Raw genomic sequence first — 21,493 nt, 5'->3', positions numbered from 1 at the left:
GGGTTTTACCTGCCTTTTTTATTCAGCTATTTTGCTATTTTATTTAATATCACTAAAATATTGGCGCAATCGGTCTAAAGCATCATGAGATAACAAACATTTACCATTTGTCCGCACGCGAGCCATTTCACTAGTCTTTACTTTTATACCATATTCGTTTGCAATTGCCCAAGCATCTGCTGGCTTTATTTCTGAATATTCTTGATCAGTAAAAATCAGCTCCAAATAAAATTTACCTCGTTCGAAGTATAGGCTGGAGGATAAATCACTTGCTTCAAGACTGTCTGCTAATTCAGTTACCTGATCAAGATCATTAAAGCAGTATGCCTGTTTTTTCTGCAATTTCCAAAACTGTTTCTTAACCTTAGGTTGAGAAGAATCTGCTGGGTCACTTGAATCTTCTTTATCTTCTTCCTCATTTTCAGGTTCAAGGTCGAGAAAAGACTTGCGAGCATCATTATTCTTTTTATTGCCGTTATCAGCAAAATCATTATCAAATAATTGAGCAAGATTATTACGATCTTTTTCTGTTACTTTAGTGATTAGTAAATCAAGTCCACCGTTATTAGGCATCACTTGAAAAGTTACAGGTGCATCCTGGCTAAAAGAGTGGTCAGTATCAATTTCATCCAAAATTGAGTAAAAGAAATGCTGGATTTTATTTTTATCACCTAGTAAATCCAAAACTTTGAGACCACGATTAGCTAACTCTTGTTTACCTATTCTCACGCGAATCGTATTATTGTTTATATGATCTACTTGCATGAGTTCTCACCTCCATCAGATTCTTTGTTCTATTGTAGCGTACTTTGCTAATAAAATAAAAGCGTTAGTTTAAAAACTAACGCTTTTATTTTAAACTTACCTGAATTTTATAAATCAGCTATCTTTTGCATTTCTTCAAGTTCAAGACGACGTACTTTTCTTGGTAAAAAGCGACGAATTTCGTCTTCATTATACCCAACTTGCAAACGCCTATCATCCATAATAATTGGACGTCTCAATAAACTAGGATTTTTTTCCACTAAGTCAAGCAGTTGGTCTATTGATAGATCATCAAGATTAACTTTAAGTTGTTGAAAGGCTCTTGAACGCGTAGAAATAATTTCTTCCGTACCGTTTTCAGTCATTCGCAAAATTTGCATAAGTTCGTCTTTTGTTAGTGGCTCAGAAAAAATATTCCTTTCCTTAAACGGAATGTCGTGTTTCTTTAACCAAGCCTTTGCTTTGCGACATGATGTACAGCTCGGAGATATATATAAGTTGACCATATATTTCACGCTCCTTTTAATTGTTTTCTAAATTATTATAACATACTACTTCTTTTTTGTAAGTAGTGTTTTTGATGACTAATTACATTCTTATGTTAAGTTAAAAACATGAATATTCTGTGAACTTTTTGCCAAGAAAGATTAAAGAAATTAAAAAAGGATACAAGAACTTAAAGAATGTACCCTTTTTGAATATTAATATTTACTTGTTTACTTTTTTCATTAAATCGCTAACTAATTTTTCGTTTTCTTCAGCTGTTTCTGAAACATAACAAGCTTTATTAGCTAATTCCTTGATGTCATTAGTGTCAAGCTTTTTCATCAAACTTCTGATTCGTAAAATTGAGGTAGCACTCATTGAATACTCGTCTAAGCCCATTGACAACAGAATTGGGAACATGGTACTGTCTCCAGCAGCTTCACCACACATGCCACACCAAATACCATTTTCATGAGCTGCATCAATTGTATGCTTTATTAAGCGTAAAACTGATGGATTCGCTGGTTGATACAGGTAAGAAACGTTATCATTACCACGATCAGCAGCCATTGTATATTGGATCAAATCATTAGTACCAATTGAGAAGAAATCAACTTCTTTTGCAAGTTGGTCGGCTAAAACGGCAGCAGCTGGAACCTCAATCATCATTCCGACTTCCAAATCAGAACCGATCTTAACTCCCTTTTCAACTAACTTGTCTTTTTCTTCACTTAAAATCGCTTTAGCTTTGCGTAATTCATTTATGGTACCAATCATTGGGAACATGATGCCCAACTTACCGTAAGCAGATGCACGTAACAAAGCACGAAGCTGAGTACGGAAAATTTCTTCATTTTGCAGTGATAGCCTAATTGCACGCACTCCCAAAAACGGGTTCATTTCTTCTGGCAAGTCCCAGTAGTCAAGGTGCTTGTCACCACCAATATCCATGGTTCTAATAATAACCTGCTTGCCATGCATGTCTTCAATGACTTCTTTATAGGCTTCAAACTGTTCATCCTCTGTTGGAAAGTCTTTTGAGTCCATGTACAAGAATTCAGTTCTATAAAGGCCTACAGCCTCAGCACCATTGTCATTCACACCTGGCATATCATTTGGAGTACCAATATTTGCTGCAATTGTGAATTTTTTACCATCCGCAGTTACTGAAGGTTCATCCTTTAACTTTTCCCATTCAGCTTTTTGCTTCAAGAAATCAGCACTCTTTTGCTTATAGTCTGCAATTTCGCTGTCCGTCGGCTTAACGACAACATCACCGCTAAGACCATCAACAGCAAGAGTATCACCATTTTGAACGTCTTTTGTGATTGAGTCAGTACCAACAACAGCTGGTAATTCAAGAGAACGAGCCATAATAGCAGAGTGAGCAGTCCTACCACCAATGTCAGTTACAAAGCCCTTAACAAACTTCTTGTTTAATTGAGCAGTGTCACTTGGAGTTAAGTCATGAGCTACCACAATTACCTCGTGATCAATTGATGCAGGATTAGGCAACTCTTTACCCAGTAAATGAGCCATAATTCTCTTAGAAACGTCTCGTACATCAGCTGCACGTTGCTGCATGTATTCGTTATCAGTCATGCCTTCAAAAATTGTAATGAACTTTTGAGCAGTTTCATCAAGTGCAGCTTCACTGTTAATTTTTTGCTCTTTGATTTCATTTTCGATGGCACCAGTAAATTCAGGATCGTTTAAAATCATCAGATGAGCTTCAAAGACTTGAGCTTCATCTTCACCTAAACTCTTCTTTGCGCTATCACGGATTTTTTCAACTTCAGCAGTTGATACTGAAATTGCCTTCTTATACCGTGCTAATTCACTTTCAACATCGCTAACTGTAGTTTTTGAAAATGAAAGATCAGGTTCAACCAAGAGATAGGCTGGTGCTACAGCAATACCATCACTTGCAGCAATTCCTTTTAATGTCTTGGTCATTATTCAGCTAAACCCTCTTTTTTCATTGTTTCAGAAATAGCGTTAATTGCGTCTTTTTCATCATCACCATCAGCACTGATCGTAACATCAGCATTTTTACCAACTCCGAGTGACATAACACCCATGATTGATTTCAAGTTAACTGATTTACCGTTGTATTCCAAGTTGATATCTGAACCAAACTTAGAAGCAGCTTGTACTAGCAATGTAGCTGGACGAGCATGAATACCTGTTTCTGCAACAACATGAAAATCGCGTTTTTCCATTATATATATCTCCTTTTAATTCAAAAAATCAAAACGGTAATAAATACCTATTCGCTTACTTAGACTATCATTTTTTTGTGAATTAGACAACATAAATGTAACAGTTTACATCACTAAACTCCAGTCTTAGACTGCGAATAAATTATTTTACCACCCCGCAAGGCCTTTCCCGTTATGTTTTGCCTCTTACCAAAAGACCTTAATGCAGATTGAAATTCAAAAGCATCTTTAGGGTCAACTTCATAATGATCTAGTTCACCATCTGCCAACTGCTCAAGAATTTTTTGATAATCCAAATTTACCACCGCTTTTATCCTATATTAATTCAGCAACATTTTTGATTTTGCCTACATGTATTTTAGCATATTTAACGTACTTACAAATAATAAGATCCAAGTTTTAGCACTTGATTATTCCGAGTGCTAATTATATAATTTAGTAAACTGATATGAAAGGCGGTAATACAATGCTTTGTCAAAACTGTCAAAAACGACCAGCTTCCATTCACTTATTTGCAAAAGTTAATGGACAAAGTCGCGAAATTAATTTATGCGGACAATGTTATCAACAACTTAAACAACAAGGAAATATTAATATGAATAATGACAATAATGGCTTCTTTGGTGATTTCAGCGACCTGTTTAACTATAATGGCAATGCTGGAAATCCGGGAGATCCGAGAATGAATAATGGTGGACCTGGCAATGGTAATAATGGTGCCGGAGGTAGTCGTTCACTTTTAGATCAATATGGTACAGATCTAACTGCATTAGCAAGAAAGGGCAAGATTGACCCAGTCATTGGGCGTGACAAAGAAATTGCCCGCGTCATTGAGATTTTAAATCGCAGAACAAAAAATAACCCAGTTTTAATTGGTGAAGCCGGAGTGGGTAAAACTGCTGTGGTTGAAGGCTTAGCTCAGCAAATTGTTGATGGCTCGGTTCCTGCCAAATTACAAGATAAAAGAATAATATCATTAAACGTAGTTTCTTTAGTGCAAGGTACAGGTATTCGTGGCCAATTTGAGCAACGTATGCAGCAACTTCTTAAAGAAGTGGAAAATCACGATGATATTATTCTCTTTATTGATGAGATTCACGAAATAGTCGGCGCAGGCAATGCTGAGGGCGGAATGGATGCAGGCAATATTATTAAACCTGCTCTTGCCCGTGGTGATTTGCAATTAGTTGGTGCGACAACTTTAAAGGAATATCGTGAAATTGAAAAAGATTCTGCTTTAGCAAGACGTTTCCAACCCGTTGACGTTAAAGAGCCTTCGGTTAAAGAAACTATCCAGATCTTAAAGGGTATTCAAAAGCGTTATGAAGACTATCATCATGTACATTATACTGATGATGCCATAAAAGCTGCTGCTGAATTATCCGAGCGTTATATCCAGGACAGATTTTTACCTGATAAAGCTATCGATTTGCTTGATGAAGCAGGTTCACGCATGAATCTGACAATTCCTTACGTTGATAAAGATAAAATGAAGGAACGGATTGATGCAGCACAAAAATTAAAACAAGAATCTTTAAAGAACGAAGACTATGAAAAAGCAGCATACTACCGCGATCAAATTGAAAAATATAATAAGATGAAGGATCAAAAAGTAGATCCAGATAAATCTCCTATTATTACCAGCAAGATTATGAATAAGATTGTTGAAGAAAAAACTGGCATTCCTGTTGGCGATTTGCAAAAGCAGGAAGAAAACCAGCTGCAAAATCTGGCACCAAATCTGAAAGCTCACGTCATTGGTCAAGACAAGGCTGTTGATAAACTGGCTCGGGCAATCAGGCGTAACAGAATTGGCTTTAACAAATCTGGTCGTCCGATAGGCTCCTTCCTATTTGTTGGACCAACTGGAGTCGGTAAAACTGAACTAGCTAAACAGTTAGCAAGACAAATGTTTGGTTCAGAGAATGCTTTGATTCGTTTTGATATGTCAGAATATATGGAATCATATTCAGTGTCTAAACTTATTGGGTCTGCACCTGGTTATGTAGGTTATGAAGAAGCTGGTCAATTGACTGAACGAGTTAGAAGACACCCATACAGTTTGATATTGCTTGATGAGATTGAAAAGGCTGACCCAGCTGTTATGAATCTATTTTTACAAATCCTTGATGATGGTCGTTTGACCGATTCTCAAGGTAGAACTGTATCATTCAAAGACACAATTATTATCATGACCTCTAATGCTGGTCAGGGCATTAAAAATACCAGTGTTGGTTTCGCAGCTGAAAATTCTAAGGATAAGCCGGACTCTGCCAGAAGTTCAATGAGTCAATTCTTCAAACCAGAATTTTTAAACCGTTTAGATGATGTAATTGAATTCAATGAATTAACTAAAGATGATCTGATTAAGATTGTTAATTTGATGCTTGACGAAGTAAACAATATGGTTAAAAATCAGGGCTTACAGATTACTGTTAGCGACGATGCCAAGAAAAAACTTGTTGAAGAAGGCTATAATCCCGCTATGGGAGCAAGACCTTTGCGCAGAACTATTCAGGAAGAAATTGAAGATAAAGTTGCTGACTATAAGCTTGACCACCCTGCAGCAAAGAACTTACTAGCAAATGTTTCTGACAACAAAATTGTCATAAGCGAAAGTGAAAATGTTGTCGACTCAGCAAACAGCAGTGATAATTACTAACTAAGTCAATTCCTATTAAGCATGATTATTGTAAATTATGATAATCATGCTTTTTACTAAAGAAAAAAGTTTAGATTAGTTGTATACTAAAATAAAAAAGAGCTACTAGAAGAAACGGGTGAAATCCATGCATTTAATAGATGTAACCAATAGTTATAAGGACCTAGTTCATAGTCAACTAAATACGACTAACGTAAATTACGTCAAAGTTTACTCTCTAGGCAATACTTCCGTTATCTACACCGAAAGTGATAAAGCGATCGGAATTATCTTGGAAAACCACAATCGCCGTGTACGCAAGGACGAGACAGATTTTGTCATTAAAAGACTTATTCAGGAAAAAGATCCTATATACAAGTTGACAATTGATGAAAGCCAACATGTAATTGAAATCCATATCGATAAATAAAAAAAGCTGGTTTAAAAACCAGCTTTTTTGTTATAATTTTTCGGTTAATTTCACATCAGGATATTTATCTTTGAAAAATCGTTCAGCAAATTGATTTTCGAACAAAAATAGTGGTTGACCATAGCGATCTTTAACCAGTAGGTTTCGACTATTAGCCATGGCAGGATCCAGTTGTTCAGGGTCAATCCAACGGGCTACTCTATGACCAATATTAGTCATTTCAACGTCTGAATTATACTCATTTTTCATTCTGAACTTAAAGACTTCAAATTGCAATTGACCGACTGCACCTAAAATATACTCATCAGTTTGATAATTTTGGTATAACTGAATCGCACCTTCTTGAACCAGTTGGACCATTCCTTTATGAAATGATTTCTGTTTCATCACGTTTTTAGCAGTGACCCTTACGAATAATTCCGGTGTGAATTCTGGTAGTGGTGGATAAACCACTTTGTCTTTGCCGGCATAGATACTGTCACCTATCTGAAAATTACCAGTATCATAAAGTCCAACAATATCTCCTGCTACAGCATCCGAAACTTGCATCCTTTCACTGGACATAAACTCTGTCGCATTATTTAACCTTATTGGTTTACCTGTACGAGCTAAAGTTACATCCAATCCCTTTTTAAACTCGCCACTGCCAATACGGACAAAAGCAATGCGATCGCGGTGATGAGGATTCATATTAGCCTGAATTTTAAATACAAAGCCAGTAAATTCTGAATCATCAGGAGCCAGTTCTTCAGTTTCATTAACTATATGACTTGCAGGCGCAGGAGCCAGTTTGACAAAGCTTTGCAGAAAAGTTTCAACACCAAAATTTGTCAAGGCAGAACCAAAGAATACTGGAGTCTGATCTCCTTTAGCAATCTTTTGCAAATCAAATTGATTGCCGGCTTCTTTAATTAATTCAATTTCTCCTAAGGTATCTTGAAACTGCGGATTCTGACTAAAGGGTTCACTGTCTGGCAATTTACCATTTTTATCTAATGGTAAAAAGCGGTCAGGGCCATCTTTATGATACATTTCAATTTTGTTATTAGCGATATCATACAGTCCTTGCAAGGTTTGGCCTGAACCAATTGGCCAATTCATAGCTACGCCTTCAATGCCCAGCAGATCTTCAAGTTCAGCAATCAGATCTAGCGGAGGTCTGCCGTCACGATCCAACTTGTTCATGAAGGTAAAAATTGGAATTCCCCTTTGTTTTACGACCTTAAATAATTTTTTAGTTTGAGGTTCGATACCTTTAGCAGAATCAATCACCATGACTGCTGAGTCAACTGCCATTAAAGTACGATAAGTATCTTCAGAGAAATCTTCATGCCCAGGAGTATCAAGAATATTAATTCTCTTTCCCTGATATTCAAATTGCATGACGGAGCTGGTAACTGAAATGCCACGTTGCTTTTCAATTTCCATCCAGTCACTTGTAGCATAATGACCGCTTTTACGTGCTTTAACCGTTCCAGCACTGCGAATCACGCCACCAAAAAGAAGCATTTGCTCCGTGATCGTAGTTTTCCCTGCATCTGGGTGCGATATGATAGCAAATGTTCTTCTTCTTTTTACTTTGTCTAACAGTTCGTTACTCATTAAGTATTTTGTTCTTCTTTCTTTTTAGGTTTTGCTTCAGGTATAGTTAATAAAACTGTCATTAGTCTTGAACGCATCATTCTTCTGGTAGTTAAAACCATGCCATTGTCTAATTTGACTGAGAGTTTTTCGCCTTTTGCAGGAATTATGCCTAATTTGGTAATCATATAGCCGGCAATGGTATCCACATCTTCCATTTCAAGATCCGTGCCAAATTGTTCATTAAAATCATCAAGAGGCATTTTACCATAAATGACAAACTTGTTCGGTGCAATCTGATGCACTAAAACCTCAGTTTGATCTACTTCATCATCAATATTACCAACTATCTCCTCAATAATATCCTCAATGGTTGCAATTCCGACCACCCCACCATATTCATCGGTTAAAATAGCTAATTGCTGCTGTGTCTGCTGCATCTCAACGAGTAACTCTCTAAGTTCGGTTGTTTCTGGTGCAAAAAGTGGCGGATTCATGACATCATCGTAGGTAATTTTATCAAAACCCTTCTCCCAAGCTTTACGCAAAACGGTGCGAATATGAATAATACCAACTATTTTGTCCTTATCATGTTGATAAACCGGTATTCTGGAATATGGTTCACGCAGTATTTCTTTGAGATGATCCTGCAAACTTTCCTGGCAATCAACCATGAAAGCATCAATTCTGGGTACCATCACTTCACGTACCATTCGTCCCTGAAAATCCAAAACTGCATTTAACATTGAAAATTCATTGTCACTAATTTTCTTATTTTTATGTAAATCTTCAATTTCTGTAATTAAGTGCTCTCTTGTTTCTTCATCATTTGTAGGGGAAAATTTATTTTTGAAACGCTCAAATAAATTCCCCTTGTCGGGGTCGCTAGCCATTTTATTGCTCTCTTTCTTAAAATAACGTATTAAATACCAACATTATATCATGTACGCAAACAATATGTTAGAATAGCACGTAAGAAATGAGGTCAAACTATGAAAAAAAGTCATGTCATACTTGTTTTCACATTCTTACTGTTAATTCCCTATCTATGCAGTCTTACCATTATTGGTATTGGCTATGATGCTCTGGTTTTGCATTCAGCTGATCTTTTTCGCACTACTATTGGTGCAACAGTTGGTGCTTTAATTATGTTTGCCATTAAGGCAACAATTCAGAGACCAGTCGATTTGCTAGCCGTTGAGATAAACGATGGCTTTCTAAAGCAATTGCTACGTTTTTTCAGTATCAGAAGACGCTACCTTTTGCAAATTGCTAATGTAATTTTAGATTTCATTCTCTGCTTTGCTGCCACTTTTGTAGTCAGAGAATTTTTAACACTAGATCAGATTGTGGGCAAATCAGTTGGTATCGTGATGCTGATCATGCTTTTGTCAACTTGTCTTGGTGCATATGTGGAGTATGATAACCTGTCAATTGATCCCAAACAACACTAATTTTTAAGACTGTCTTCAAGATATAATTCTTGGGTCAGTTTTTTTGTGTCTAAATTCAAGTTTTGCAAAATATAGGGAGTCAAACTATCTCCCGGATTTTGGTAAATTTTAATGCCTTCATCTGCAACAGCAGCTAAAAACTGTGAAATTACCATATTTAAAGGTTGACTAAAAAAGGAAATATTTTGCTTGTCTTTTTCTTCAACAGCTACTTGAGTTTCAGGCAAAACAAATTTCATCAGTCCTTTAGGAACCTCAATCTCGTTTGGCGCAATTACCCCGTACCAGTACATAAAATTTTCAGGACCAAAAACCACCATACTGCTCCTAGTATTTTTCAAATTGTTTTTGCTAATAAAATCTTGGAAATCTTGATTTTGTTCCATTTCCATGTTTGCCTGATTAAAAGTTTTTTGTTCATCCATTACCTGATCTGGAAAAGGACGACCAACAAATGTTACTTTTTTTTGCAGTTTTTTCATAAATTCTCCTAATATTCAGCTAGTTCATCTAAAGGAATAATTTCACCGGCCAGAAAGGCATCAATTTCGTTACTGGCAAATCCATGTGTGAAGAGATAATTACGTATTTTAATTTGCCTTTCGCTTTCTGGTAAACGCCGAAAACGCTTATATGCTTTTATGCCCTGCTTTTTTAAGGCTTCTGTTTGGTCTTCATCATTTTGTGGTAAATCAATTTGAGCAATTATTGTGCTGGCCAGAGAACTGGAGAAGCCATGACTTAATAATTTCACCGTCATTTTTCGTTCCAGCTCACGTTTTGCTAATTTGCCTACTTTGCTTCTCATTGATTTGAGCACTCTTTTGCCTGCATCCAGCCACTTATCGTCATCTACTTCAGCTAAAGCATTGTCAATTATTTCAGGATCAATTCCTTTTTGTCTAAGCTTATTGCTTAAACTAAGTGGTCCATCAGTACCTATACGTAAATCTTGTCTAATCATCAATTGAGCGTACTTGGCATCATCTAAAAAACCCATTTCTGTCAGCTGACTAACTGCTGCTTGTGCAGGTTCATTGTCAATGTCATGTTTATTGAGGTATTGTAAAACTTCAAAAACTGTTCTGGGTTCATAACTTAAAAATTTAGTTGCAATATTAGTTGCCTTAGCATCTGTATCAAATTGTTTAATTTCCACAATTTGTTCTTCAGAAAGCTCCTGCCCTTTTAAGAGCATAAACTCAGCCACAGTTTGTTCAGCAGCCGAAAAAGAATATTTTCCGTCTAAAAAGATATTAAAACGACCAGGTCTTTTTTGGCTGCTGACTTTAGTAATTATTGGCATAGTGACTCACCTTTCCACTCCCTAAATCCATGCTAGCAAATTTTGCTCATTCTTGCTAAATCCTTTTTACTGGGAGTACAATTAATTATTAACATTTACTATTTTATTGTAGAAAGAAAATTATGTACAAGAAATTTAATCAAAATCAGCCAAAAGAAAAAGATATTATTATTACAATTAAAAGACTGGGTATTAATGGTGAAGGCATTGGCTATTACCGTAAAAAAATAATTTTTATTCCCGGTGCCCTGCCTAATGAAGTAGTTGTTGCCAAAATTATTACAGAATACCCGCGCTATATTGAAGCTGAGCTTGTCCGCATTAAGGAAAAAAGTCCTGATAGAGTACCTTTCCCCACTAATGTTAATCCAGAAATTGGTGGACTCGAACTTGCTCATTTAGATTATCCTAAACAGCTTGAATTTAAACGCGACAATGTTCTTGAAGCCCTCAAGAAATTTCATCCCCGTGGTTACAGCAAGTATAAAGTTAAAAAAACAATTCCGGCTCCAGAAGAATGGCATTATCGCAATAAAGCCCAATATCAAATTGAACAATCTCATGGTCAGATCAGTTTGGGACTTTTTGCCCCTAACTCACACGAACTATTTGATTTGCCTGAAATGCCAACTCAAAGTAAGGCAACCCAAGACACCGAACGTAAAATTAAAAGTTTAGTGGAAAAATTGCACATTAGAATTGCAGATCCTTTGCGGCACTTTGATGGTCTTAAGACCATTGTAGTACGACAAGCTTATGCCACTCACGAAATTCAAGTAACTTTAATTACAGTGGGCCACAGTCTTAAAAATATTAATCAACTTGCAAAAGAAATTATGAGGCTTCCTGATGTAGTCAGTGTTTTTCAAAATGAAACTGATTGGCGCAACCCACAAGTCTGGGGCAACAAAACCACTAAAGTAGCAGGTAAAAATCAAATCACTGATGAAATTTTAGGCAAAAAGTTTGCCTTGTCACCGCGAGCATTTTTTCAGTTAAACCCGGTACAAACTAGTACTTTGTATTCACGCGCACTTAAATTTTTAGATTTGAGTCCAGATGAAACGCTGATTGATGCATACAGTGGTGTGGGAACGCTGGGAATTTTGGCATCAGATCAAGTCAAGCAGGTTATTGGCATTGAAACTATTCCTGAAGCAATTGCTGACGCTAATCATAACGTGGAATTAAATCATATCAAAAATGCTAATTATATCCAGGGAAGTGTGGAAAAGATTTTACCTGAACTAGTAAAAAATGGCGTTCCAATTGATGCGCTGATTGTCGATCCGCCCCGAACTGGTTTAGCGAAAAGTTTGATCAAAACCCTGTTGAGAGTAAAACCCAAAACGTTTGTTTACATTTCCTGTAACCCATCTACTCTCGCTCAAGATTTAGTTCTTTTAAGTGAGGCATACAATGTCAGATTGATTGAAAATGTCGACATGCTACCCCAAACACCTAGATGTGAATGTGTCGTTAAACTTACTTTAAGATAAATAAAAAGTAAAATAGTTGTCGCAATCAGCGACAACTATTTTTGTGGATCGGGTGTCAATTGAGAATATTTCTTGAGATAAAATCCTCATATACAAATATATAAAACTTTACAAATTTTCGCGATAAACTTGTCATTTTAAAATTAGATAACAAACATATTATGGAGATAGAAATCTTGTAACCTTAACCACACTTTAATAATAGCAGATAAATGTAAGCGCTAGCAAATAAAATGCATAGTTTACTTCACATATTTAGCTAAAAATGTCGCAACACGTCTTTTATATTCCTTTGGATGCTTTGAAAATGACTTGGCATGTTTAGCTCCGGGAGCTACCCATATTTCCTTTGGTCCTCTGGTAGCATTATAATTAGGATAGACCATTTTAGTTGGTACAAAAGTATCACGGCTGCCATGAATAAACAGCATTGGTCTATGATTTTTATGTAACTGTTTAACACTAGAGGCATTACCCATGAAATAGCCAACTTTTATCTTATTAATGCCACTTAGAATTTCAACTAGTGGAAAACGAGGAAAAGCAGGCATATTGTACAAGACTCCTGCTTCATGCTCAATTTCATCCTTGACGCTGGTATAGCCACAATCTTCTACAAACGCTTTAACTTGATGAGGAAGTTTAAGCCCACTTGTCATCATAGCAGTTGCCGCACCCATACTTAAGCCATAAATTACTACCTGTTGGTTCTGACCATATTTTTGCAATAAATACGAGACCCATTTTTTTACGTCTTCTTTTTCCGGCCAACCATACCCAATGTATTTTCCTTCGCTCTTTCCCTGAGCTCTCGGATCTGGAGTTAAAGTATTATAGCCTAATTGATGAAACAAGGCATCATATTCTCCCATATCTTCTTTCGTGTCCATATATCCAGGTAAAACAATAGCTGTCTTGTTGGAAGTTTTGTAAGGAATAAAATTTGCGTCTAATTTGAATTTTTCATCAGCTGATTCAATATACCACTTTTGTTTAGCAGTTTTTTTAAACCAAATTTTTTCACGGTAAAGAGGATCTGATTTCTTGATCACATCACTGGAAGAACTTAAAAAACTTTTTTTACCTGGTACACATGCCACTTTAAAGAAATAGTAACCTGCTCCTGTAAATAATACACATACTAGTAAGATAATAATAATTGATGAAAGCCATAGCTTTTTATGTTTTAATTTTTTCAATTAGTTCAGCCACCCTCACTAAAATAATATCTTATAGTATAACATTTTAAATTTGTATAGGAATATTAAAAATGAGATTAACAGATTTATTACAATTAACCAATGATCTAAGCAACCAAACTAACTTGTATTTAACCATCGGCCAAAAAACTATTCCTTTGGCAAAAGTAAAAATTTCAAGCAGTGAATGCCTCCTTTTTCCCGGAAAAAAGCCACTAACAAAAGGCAAACTGGTTAATTTGGTTAAAAATATCCACGGTCGCAGTATTCCAATATTTATATATAACCCAAAAAAGAAAATTGCTGTTTATGGTATTCAAATTTTGCCTGATCAAAATGGAGTTAGGCTAACCTAAAAAAGCTGTCGTTGGGCAGCTTTTTCTAACTATTTTTGCAAATATTGCCGAATGCGGTTTTTGGTTCCAGCAAAATACCAGTTGCCGGTTTGTTCGTCACTTTGAAGCTCCATATCATCTTGTGGAGATTCTAAAGCTTGATTAAAAATTTTTTCGTATTCAGGAATCGTTAATTTTTGACGGCGATTAATCATTTTCTGATCTGCATTTGCATGTAGATTCTTTTCATAGCCCTCAACAATTTGTCCTGAATAAAACTCACCCATTGCCCCCGAACCATAAGAAAATAAACCGATTTTTGCATTTGCTGGCAATTTAGCATTTTCCAGCAAACTCAAAAGGCTTAAATATAAAGAAGCAGTGTAAATATTACCGACTTCCTTGCCATAACGAGCAGCAGCAGTAAAATTCTCTGTCAGTCGTTTCTTTGCCTTTTCATCCAGATCAGTAATTGCCCATTCATTTGCTTTAAAGCCCATTTTTACAAAAGGCAAATGATAAAGTAATGCTGTGAAATCACTAGTTTTTATTCCAGTTTGTCTAAGATAATCCTTGAATGTGTGTTTAAAAAAATCTAAATATACATTTTTAGAATATTTACCATCAACTACGGCAACTGCTGAATCATTAGGGCGCCAGAAGTCATTAATATCCTCGCTGTATGAACTGTGTTCCTTATTGATAGCCAAAATTTGGGGATCAGCCTTTATCAACATGCTAATGCTGCCAGCTCCTTGTGTCACCTCACCCCCCGTGTTAACTCCATAACGAGCAATATCAGAGCCAATTACAATTGCACTATGGTGCGGATGGAGGAGGACGTAATCCCGAGCAATCATGATGCCTGCAGTCATGCCAAAGCAAGCTTCTTTTACTTCAAAAGTTCTAACATTTGCCGGTAATTCCAAAGCCGATTTGATGAAAAGCGAAGCTGATTTAGACTGGTCAACACTGCTTTCTGTTCCAACGATTAATAAACCGACTTTTTTAAGTTCAATTTGATCTAAATATCTAAGCGTTGCATTAATTCCCATTGATACTGCATCTTGAGTCTGATCAGCAACACTCATTCTATTTTGACCAATACCAATCAAAAATTTATTAGGATCTTCATTTCGAGCTTTTGCCAAATCCACCATATCAACGTATTTGTTTGGTGTATAAAAACCAATTTGATCAATTCCGACTTGCATTATTTTCCTCTCTGATTTCTTTTAAAAATTCCTTAGCTGCAGATTGACTGTATTTTTTGCTATTTATGATTTTTTGGAATACTACTTTTTTCTCGGCAGCAGTAGCATCTAAACTTGTCACAATATTTCTGGCCTGTAGTTTCATGTGTCCTGCCTGTATTCCCTTGGTAGAAATTGCCAGTAATGCTGCTAAATTATTAGCTAAACCAATGGCAGCAATAATATTAGCCAATTGTTCTGCAGTAATTTTCTCCCCTAAAATACGATAGTTTTGCTTAACATCTTTTCTGGTATTAATTGAGCCGCCAACAGTTCCAATTGGTAAGGGAATGCTAAGCTTTCCGACAAGATTTTCATTTTCAAGCTGCCATTTGCTGAGACTAGTGTAGGTATCCTTTTTACTTGCAAAAACACCACAAGCTGCCTCTACTGCGCGAGTATCGTTTCCAGTTGCCAGTAAGACAGAATCAACTCCGTTCATGATTCCTTTGTTATTGGTAACAGCTCTCATTGGGTCGTCCTGACCAATTTGACTCAATAAAGCAATTTTTCTGCCAATTTCTGTTCCACCTATTAAATCAACAGGAATTGCAGCCTTGACCGTTGTGATTTGGCTAGGATAATTTGACAAAATGGCAAATAATTTTTGTTTAATGCCAGCAAAATTCTCTAACTCATCTGCCATAAATTCTAAAATTGAATTTACTTTATTTGCACCCATAGCCTCTGCAGGATCAACTAATACTTTTATATAAAGCAAATCATTTATTTGCTTAAGTTCTATTTTACGGACTCCACCGCCATGACTTATAAGACTGGCAAAATCAGTATTTGTCTTTTTAATAAGAGTTGGCAATACTTCTTGCAAGTTGGAGACTTCAAAATTTTCAGCCACTTGCATTACAATTTGACCCCAAATACCGTCTCGTTGACTACTTGCGGTAAAGCCTCCAGCTTTTGCAACAATACCAGCGCCATTATTAGCCGCTGCAACTACCGAGGCCTCTTCGGTCACCATTGGCACTTGGTAATTTTGACCATTAACCAATAGGTTTTGTGCTAAACCAACAGGTAAACGTAATTGACCAATTACATTTTCACTTAATAAATCCAAGTCATGCAAAACCTGAGAATCAACTTGATCCAGTTTAATTCCTTGTTTTTGCAGCATTTCTCGTCTTTTTTCTGGTGCTAACTTATAAAACTTCATTTAAAATTTCTCTATTTCATATGCAATTGCTTGTCCGCCACCAATACAAAGAGTTACCAAAGCCTTGTGACCATTGATATGGTTCATAATATTGACAGCTGTTCCTACTAAACGAGTTCCGGTAGCAGCAAGAGGATGACCTAGTGCAATGGCTCCACCAAAAATGTTTAGTTTAGCGGGTGGAATTCGGAGTTTTCGAGCTAAGACAACGCTAGGTGCAGCGAAAGCTTCATTAACTTCGATTGCATCATAATCATTAATGGTATTGTTTGTTTTTTGTAATAATTTTTCTACTGCAAAATATGGCGCTACACCCATGTATGCCGGATCAGTACCAGATTCAGCAAACGATCCCAACCGCGCCAGAGGTTGCAGTTTGAGTTCCTTTACTTTTTCTGCGCTTGCCAAAATAATCATACTGGCACCATCACTTAAGGGCGAAGAATTGCCAGCTGTAACTAAACCATCTTTCTTAAAAACAGGTTTTAACTTGCTTAGTGCTTCTAAATTAGTATCAGCTCGAATTGTTTCGTCCTGCTGGATCATTTTACCGTTTACTTCTACGCCAATTATTTCATCTTGAAAAATGTTTTGCTGAACAATTTCAACTGCTTTGCGATGAGAAGCTAAACTATATTGATCCATTTCTGTACGCGTAACTCCATATTTTTCTGCTACGTTTTCAGCCGTTAAACCCATATGCTCATGAGAAAAAGCATCAATGAGGCCATTCTGCAGCATTTCGCTTTGAAACTGTGGTTTTTCTTTGTCCTCTGTTAAATAAACAGCATTAGACATACTTTCAGCACCGCCAACAGCTACCAAGTCAAAGTCACACAGTTCCATTTGTCCTTGAGCCAGTCTGAGAGCTTTTAAACTTGAACCACAGACTTCATTAATTGTAACGCTGCTGCTTTTGGGACTCATACCCGTTTTCAGAGCAATTTGCCGAGCCATATTTTGTCCTAACCCAGCACCCAAAACATTACCCATAAATAAGGCGTCCAGTTTTTCAGCAGGCAGATCAATGCTTTTTAGTGTTTCTCTTAAGGCTAACTCTCCTAAATCTATTGCATTTTTTTCAGCCCATAACCCATGATAGCGACCAAAAGGAGTTCTTTTAGCTGCAACAATATATATATCTTTCATTTAACCTATCCCTTAGCGAAAAGTTTCAAGTTGCATGATACAAAAATTTTCAACTCGAGGACAGTAATTAGTCAGACATTAAGAAAAATTTTACATAAAAAAAGAAACCATTAAATGATGGTTCCTTTAATTGCATAATTGATTTATTTGTTATTGTTAATTTTGTTCTTCTAATTTCTTTCCTAAATCAATAATATATTTACGTAATGCATCCTTCGTTTCCGGATGTTTTAAGCCATATTCTATCGATGTTTCCAAATAACTTTCCTTATTCCCAACATCATGACGAGTCCCCTTAAATACGTGCGCTAAAACCCGTTGAGTTTTATTCATGGTATCAATTGCATCAGTTAATTGAATCTCCCCGCCTTTATCTGGTTTCTGTTCAGCCAAAATTGGAAAAATTTCTGGAGTTAAAAGATACCGACCAATAATGGCATAATCACTCGGAGCCTTGTCTACTTCTGGCTTTTCTACAAAAGATTTAACATTTATTAAGCCAGGTGCAATTTCACTATCCGGTTCAATTATGCCATATTTATAAACCTCTTTATGTGGCACCGGCATAACTGCAATTGTGGAAGCATTCGTTTCACTATAACGGTCAATCAATTGCTTTGTTAATGGTACTTTGTCCATCATCAAGTCGTCGCCAAGCATAACGACAAATGGTTCATCTCCAATAAAACTACGTCCACGGGCAATCGCATCCCCTAAACCTGCTGGATAGGGTTGACGAGTATAATAAATATTAATTCCCAAATGGGTAATTTCCTGCGACATTTTAAGTAGACCAGTCTTACCTTTTTCCTGCAGATTTTGTTCAAGTTCAGGATTGGAGTCAAAATGATCTTCAATCGAGCGCTTATTTTTTCCAGTGACAATCAAAATGTCTTCAATACCAGATTTTTTAGCTTCTTCAACGATAAATTGAATAGTCGGTTTGTCGACAATCGGCAACATTTCCTTGGGCATTGCTTTAGTTACCGGCATAAACCTAGTACCAAGACCAGCAGCAGGAATAATTGCTTTTCTTACTTTCATATTTTTTACGCTTTCTTTAAAATCATAAAACTAATATACCAAAATAAAATTGAATGCGCCAATTTTTAATGACTGCGCTTTCTTTGGATATATTCAGCTAAGCGACCCACTGAATAATGTACTTCTCCATAATTCATTGTCACTATCGCAGCATTTACACATGTCCCCAGTAAAAAGAGGATTGAGGAAATATTCAACCACAACATGAAAATAATAAAAGTACCGATAATGCCATAGTTTTCCCAGCTAATACGAAAATGATGCAGATAGAAACTAAAAAGCCAGGAAAGAATAATCCAGCCGAATAATGTAGTAAAAACACCTGGCCAAATAACTTTTTTCTTTAATCTGATGTTGGGTAAAAAATAATTGACATAATACAGTGAACCTATCATTGTAATAATAATTACTGGGTAACGATAACTAAAAATTTTTTCAATTTCACCGACAGAAAAGGAGAAAATTGGGCGTAGAAATTCGAGTACTTGCTGACCAAAAATCAAAGTTAAATTAAGTAAAGCAAATACTATGATCATGAGGTTGGTCAACATAATCGTAATAGATCTTGTCCAGACAGTGACCTGCCATTTTTGCTTTAATTCTTGAGCACGAACACCATAGATGCGATTCATACCAATTCTAATGGCATTGACTAACGAAGAAACTGACCATAATGCCAATACGATACCAAATGAAATATAGCCACTTGATTTGCTTTTCAATAGTGAGTTAATTATCGGCATAATAAATTTAGCAATTTTATCTGGAAAAATTAATTTTAAATAACTGGCAATCGGTTCAGTATTAATATTAAATAACGGCAAAATATTTCCGATAATAATAATTAACGGAAATATCGAAAACAAAACGTAGTAGGCAATCGCAATTGCGCTGGTTAAAACTTCACCTTGAGTAAATTTCAGGGAAACAGTTTTATAAAATAAAAAAGAGCGTTTCCTGATTGCCTCAGCTTTTTTACCCATGCAATTTAGTCATCCATTTCGTCAAAATGTGGTAAGTATTTTTCGTAGCCATCATATGGCTTTTGTAGCGTTAAAATTTTAGGACCATCCTTAGTTATTGCAAAGGTATGTTCAAATTGTGCGGATTTTGAGCCATCCGGTGTAGCGTAAAAGACCCAATCATCTTTTGGATCCGCAACGCTTTTTTCAACAATGCGCCAGTCACCACCCGCTTCAACCATTGGTTCACAGGTAATAGTCATTCCTTCGCGCAATCTTAGTCCGTGTCCTGCCTTACCCCAATGTGGTACTTCGGGATCCTCGTGAATGCTGGGTTGAATGCCGTGTCCGACTAATTCTTTAACGTCACCATAGTGATGTTCATCTTCTACAAAATGTTGTATTGCGGCTCCGATGTCCCCAATACGATTGCCTAAAACAGCTTGATCAATACCCAAATACATAGCCTTTTTGGTAGTTTCCATCAAATCTTGATCTGCTTGGGAAATTTCACCTACTGGGTAAGTAGTACAAGAATCTGTTTCAAAGCCATTGAGATTGCAAGTCACATCAACCTTGACCAAATCCCCTTCCTTTAAAATTGTGTCTTTACGTGGCGTAGCATGAGCAATCTGATCATTAACGGAAATGCAAGTCCCATATTTATAACCCTCAAAGCCTTGCTCTGACAATCGACCACCACGACTTTTGACAAAATCTTGACAAAATTCTTCAATAGTCCAAGTAGTAATTCCAGGTTTAATCACGTCTCGCAGGCCCTCAAACATTGATGCTAATAAGCGGCCTGAAGCCTGCATACCCTTTAATTCTCTAATGGATTTAATTGTAATCAAATTTAAATTCTCCTCTATTAATTGATGTTTGACTACATTATAGCGTTTTTTAAAAGTTTACTAAAGAATTTCATTAATTACGCAAAATTAGGTATAATGTTTTGATGAATTAGTTTTTGTGAAAGGTATGAATTTAATGAAAGCTAGAATAGTCTATGCAAGTATGACTGGCAACGATGCTGATATAGCAGATATTCTGGAAGAAGATTTACAAGATTTAGGCTTTGACGTTGAAACGAGCGAAGCTGAATTTACTGACGCCAGTGATTACTTATCAAGTGATTTGTGCATCTTTATTACTTATACCTATGGCGAAGGCACTATGACCGACGATATTGCAGATTTTTATGACCAACTAAATGACTTGGATTTAACTGGAAAATATTTTGCTGTGATGGGCAGTGGTGACATGATGTATGCTGATCATTTTTGTGAAAATGTCTTTGATTTTGAAAAAATGTTTAAGCAAGTTGGAGCAAAAGAAGTGACTAAACCAGTTACAATTGAAAATGCACCAAACGATAACGATATAGATGCAATTGATAATGCAGCTAAGGAAATGGCTGATCAGTTAAATGGTTAAGAAAAAGAAAATGGATTCACAAAAATTTGACTCAATGTCTGATCCTAAAATCCACCACTTAGCGCAAAACGTAGTCAAAAGACATCGCAATTTATTTGTTTACATGATTTTTGGCTTTATAGCGGCTCTAATTAACACAGTAGTTTTTATGGTTTTACATAAATGGTGGCATAGCGTTGTTTTAGTATCGAATACTATTGCATTTATTGTTTCTAACTTGGCTTCCTTTGTATTTAACCAAAAGGCTGTCTTTATCAATAATGTTGATGAGGAACATTCAACTTGGCAAAAACTGATTATCTTTTTTACTTATAGAATTATTAGTCTTATTCCGGACAGTTTAATTATGTTGGTCGGATTGTCCTGGCTTCATTTAGATGCACTGTTAGTAAAAATTGTTGATCAAATTTTAGTGGGTATTTTTAATTACCTCACTACCAGATCAGTTTTTCAAGCTCAAGAAACTACCATGATTGCGCGAGCAAAAGAAAAAATTAAGTCACGTAAAGAAAAAAGTAATAAATAAAAGCCAAGAAAAAAATTTTCTTGGCTTTTTGTA

At 36.1% G+C, this 21,493-nt stretch carries 23 protein-coding genes; 7 read left to right on the top strand and 16 right to left on the bottom strand.

The window, feature by feature from the left end:
• Positions 1-39 precede the first annotated feature (39 nt).
• The 5 genes from F5ESL0261_RS03155 to F5ESL0261_RS03135 all read right to left on the bottom strand — a co-directional run bounded on the left by F5ESL0261_RS03155 (position 40) and on the right by F5ESL0261_RS03135 (position 3,769).
• Entirely contained in the window at positions 40-765 is a 726-nt protein-coding gene (locus F5ESL0261_RS03155) for an adaptor protein MecA (RefSeq protein ID WP_109586054.1), read from the bottom strand.
• Positions 766-872: 107 nt separating this feature from the next.
• Positions 873-1,271 (bottom strand): transcriptional regulator SpxA, encoded by a 399-nt coding sequence (spxA, locus tag F5ESL0261_RS03150; RefSeq protein ID WP_034977372.1) that lies wholly within the window; start codon positions 1,269-1,271, stop codon positions 873-875.
• 202 nt (positions 1,272-1,473) lie between these two features.
• Positions 1,474-3,207, bottom strand: coding sequence for a phosphoenolpyruvate--protein phosphotransferase (ptsP, locus tag F5ESL0261_RS03145; RefSeq protein ID WP_122052131.1), 1,734 nt, complete (start codon positions 3,205-3,207; stop codon positions 1,474-1,476).
• Positions 3,207-3,473: a phosphocarrier protein HPr gene (locus tag F5ESL0261_RS03140; RefSeq protein ID WP_034977366.1), complete on the bottom strand. Its 267-nt coding sequence runs from the start codon at positions 3,471-3,473 to the stop codon at positions 3,207-3,209. The genes ptsP and F5ESL0261_RS03140 overlap by 1 nt, the downstream gene beginning before the upstream one ends.
• A 113-nt stretch (positions 3,474-3,586) precedes the next feature.
• Positions 3,587-3,769, bottom strand: a complete 183-nt coding sequence (locus tag F5ESL0261_RS03135; protein ID WP_046331841.1) for a hypothetical protein — start codon at positions 3,767-3,769, stop codon at positions 3,587-3,589.
• 170 nt (positions 3,770-3,939) lie between these two features.
• Between F5ESL0261_RS03135 and F5ESL0261_RS03130 the strand changes: the two genes are divergently transcribed.
• Both F5ESL0261_RS03130 and F5ESL0261_RS03125 read left to right on the top strand, forming a co-directional pair.
• Positions 3,940-6,135 carry an ATP-dependent Clp protease ATP-binding subunit gene (locus tag F5ESL0261_RS03130; RefSeq protein WP_122052130.1) on the top strand — a complete coding sequence of 732 codons (2,196 nt, stop codon included), beginning with the start codon at positions 3,940-3,942 and terminating at the stop codon, positions 6,133-6,135.
• Positions 6,136-6,262: 127 nt separating this feature from the next.
• Entirely contained in the window at positions 6,263-6,544 is a 282-nt protein-coding gene (locus F5ESL0261_RS03125) for a DUF1827 family protein (protein WP_045927766.1), read from the top strand.
• Positions 6,545-6,574: 30 nt separating this feature from the next.
• Here the strand turns inward: F5ESL0261_RS03125 and F5ESL0261_RS03120 are convergent, their stop codons facing one another.
• Together F5ESL0261_RS03120 and F5ESL0261_RS03115 are read right to left on the bottom strand one after the other, a co-directional pair.
• A complete protein-coding gene (locus tag F5ESL0261_RS03120; RefSeq protein ID WP_122052129.1) occupies positions 6,575-8,146 on the bottom strand; it encodes a peptide chain release factor 3 in 1,572 nt (523 codons plus the stop codon).
• Positions 8,146-9,018 (bottom strand): hemolysin family protein, encoded by an 873-nt coding sequence (locus F5ESL0261_RS03115; protein ID WP_045927764.1) that lies wholly within the window; start codon positions 9,016-9,018, stop codon positions 8,146-8,148. The genes F5ESL0261_RS03120 and F5ESL0261_RS03115 overlap by 1 nt, the downstream gene beginning before the upstream one ends.
• Before the next feature lie 99 nt (positions 9,019-9,117).
• Between F5ESL0261_RS03115 and F5ESL0261_RS03110 the strand changes: the two genes are divergently transcribed.
• Positions 9,118-9,579, top strand: coding sequence for a hypothetical protein (locus tag F5ESL0261_RS03110; RefSeq protein WP_045927763.1), 462 nt, complete (start codon positions 9,118-9,120; stop codon positions 9,577-9,579).
• Here F5ESL0261_RS03110 and F5ESL0261_RS03105 read toward each other — a convergent pair.
• Entirely contained in the window at positions 9,576-10,061 is a 486-nt protein-coding gene (locus F5ESL0261_RS03105) for a hypothetical protein (protein ID WP_122052128.1), read from the bottom strand. The genes F5ESL0261_RS03110 and F5ESL0261_RS03105 overlap by 4 nt on opposite strands.
• 8 nt (positions 10,062-10,069) lie before the next feature.
• Positions 10,070-10,885 (bottom strand): recombination regulator RecX, encoded by an 816-nt coding sequence (recX, locus tag F5ESL0261_RS03100; RefSeq protein ID WP_122052127.1) that lies wholly within the window; start codon positions 10,883-10,885, stop codon positions 10,070-10,072.
• 122 nt (positions 10,886-11,007) lie between these two features.
• Between recX and rlmD the strand changes: the two genes are divergently transcribed.
• On the top strand, positions 11,008-12,384 hold the full coding sequence (rlmD, locus tag F5ESL0261_RS03095; protein WP_045927760.1) for a 23S rRNA (uracil(1939)-C(5))-methyltransferase RlmD: 1,377 nt from the start codon (positions 11,008-11,010) through the stop codon (positions 12,382-12,384).
• Between the two features lie 242 nt (positions 12,385-12,626).
• Here the strand turns inward: rlmD and F5ESL0261_RS03090 are convergent, their stop codons facing one another.
• Positions 12,627-13,583, bottom strand: coding sequence for an alpha/beta hydrolase (locus F5ESL0261_RS03090; protein WP_122052126.1), 957 nt, complete (start codon positions 13,581-13,583; stop codon positions 12,627-12,629).
• Positions 13,584-13,654: 71 nt separating this feature from the next.
• Between F5ESL0261_RS03090 and F5ESL0261_RS03085 the strand changes: the two genes are divergently transcribed.
• A complete protein-coding gene (locus tag F5ESL0261_RS03085) occupies positions 13,655-13,939 on the top strand; it encodes a hypothetical protein (protein WP_122052125.1) in 285 nt (94 codons plus the stop codon).
• 29 nt (positions 13,940-13,968) lie between these two features.
• Here F5ESL0261_RS03085 and F5ESL0261_RS03080 read toward each other — a convergent pair whose 3' ends face one another.
• The 6 genes from F5ESL0261_RS03080 to map all read right to left on the bottom strand — a co-directional run bounded on the left by F5ESL0261_RS03080 (position 13,969) and on the right by map (position 20,351).
• On the bottom strand, positions 13,969-15,132 hold the full coding sequence (locus tag F5ESL0261_RS03080; RefSeq protein ID WP_122052124.1) for a hydroxymethylglutaryl-CoA synthase: 1,164 nt from the start codon (positions 15,130-15,132) through the stop codon (positions 13,969-13,971).
• Complete coding sequence (locus F5ESL0261_RS03075) at positions 15,116-16,342, bottom strand: hydroxymethylglutaryl-CoA reductase, degradative (protein WP_122052123.1); 1,227 nt, start codon at positions 16,340-16,342, stop codon at positions 15,116-15,118. The genes F5ESL0261_RS03080 and F5ESL0261_RS03075 overlap by 17 nt, the downstream gene beginning before the upstream one ends.
• Positions 16,343-17,491, bottom strand: coding sequence for a thiolase family protein (locus tag F5ESL0261_RS03070; protein ID WP_122052122.1), 1,149 nt, complete (start codon positions 17,489-17,491; stop codon positions 16,343-16,345).
• 156 nt (positions 17,492-17,647) lie between these two features.
• On the bottom strand, positions 17,648-18,535 hold the full coding sequence (gene galU / locus F5ESL0261_RS03065; protein ID WP_045927754.1) for a UTP--glucose-1-phosphate uridylyltransferase GalU: 888 nt from the start codon (positions 18,533-18,535) through the stop codon (positions 17,648-17,650).
• 65 nt (positions 18,536-18,600) lie between these two features.
• Positions 18,601-19,518: a YihY/virulence factor BrkB family protein gene (locus F5ESL0261_RS03060; RefSeq protein ID WP_122052121.1), complete on the bottom strand. Its 918-nt coding sequence runs from the start codon at positions 19,516-19,518 to the stop codon at positions 18,601-18,603.
• A 5-nt stretch (positions 19,519-19,523) separates the two neighbouring features.
• Entirely contained in the window at positions 19,524-20,351 is an 828-nt protein-coding gene (map, locus tag F5ESL0261_RS03055) for a type I methionyl aminopeptidase (protein WP_122052120.1), read from the bottom strand.
• A gap of 136 nt (positions 20,352-20,487) precedes the next feature.
• Between map and F5ESL0261_RS03050 the strand changes: the two genes are divergently transcribed.
• Positions 20,488-20,934, top strand: a complete 447-nt coding sequence (locus F5ESL0261_RS03050; protein ID WP_122052119.1) for a flavodoxin — start codon at positions 20,488-20,490, stop codon at positions 20,932-20,934.
• A gap of 10 nt (positions 20,935-20,944) precedes the next feature.
• Entirely contained in the window at positions 20,945-21,460 is a 516-nt protein-coding gene (locus F5ESL0261_RS03045) for a GtrA family protein (protein WP_122052182.1), read from the top strand.
• Positions 21,461-21,493: the final 33 nt, after the last annotated feature.

Source organism: Lactobacillus sp. ESL0261, from assembly GCF_003693025.1.
Taxonomy (GTDB): domain Bacteria; phylum Bacillota; class Bacilli; order Lactobacillales; family Lactobacillaceae; genus Lactobacillus; species Lactobacillus kullabergensis.
Note: the sequence above shows the minus strand (reverse complement) of the source record. Positions and strands in the feature narration are given on the sequence as shown.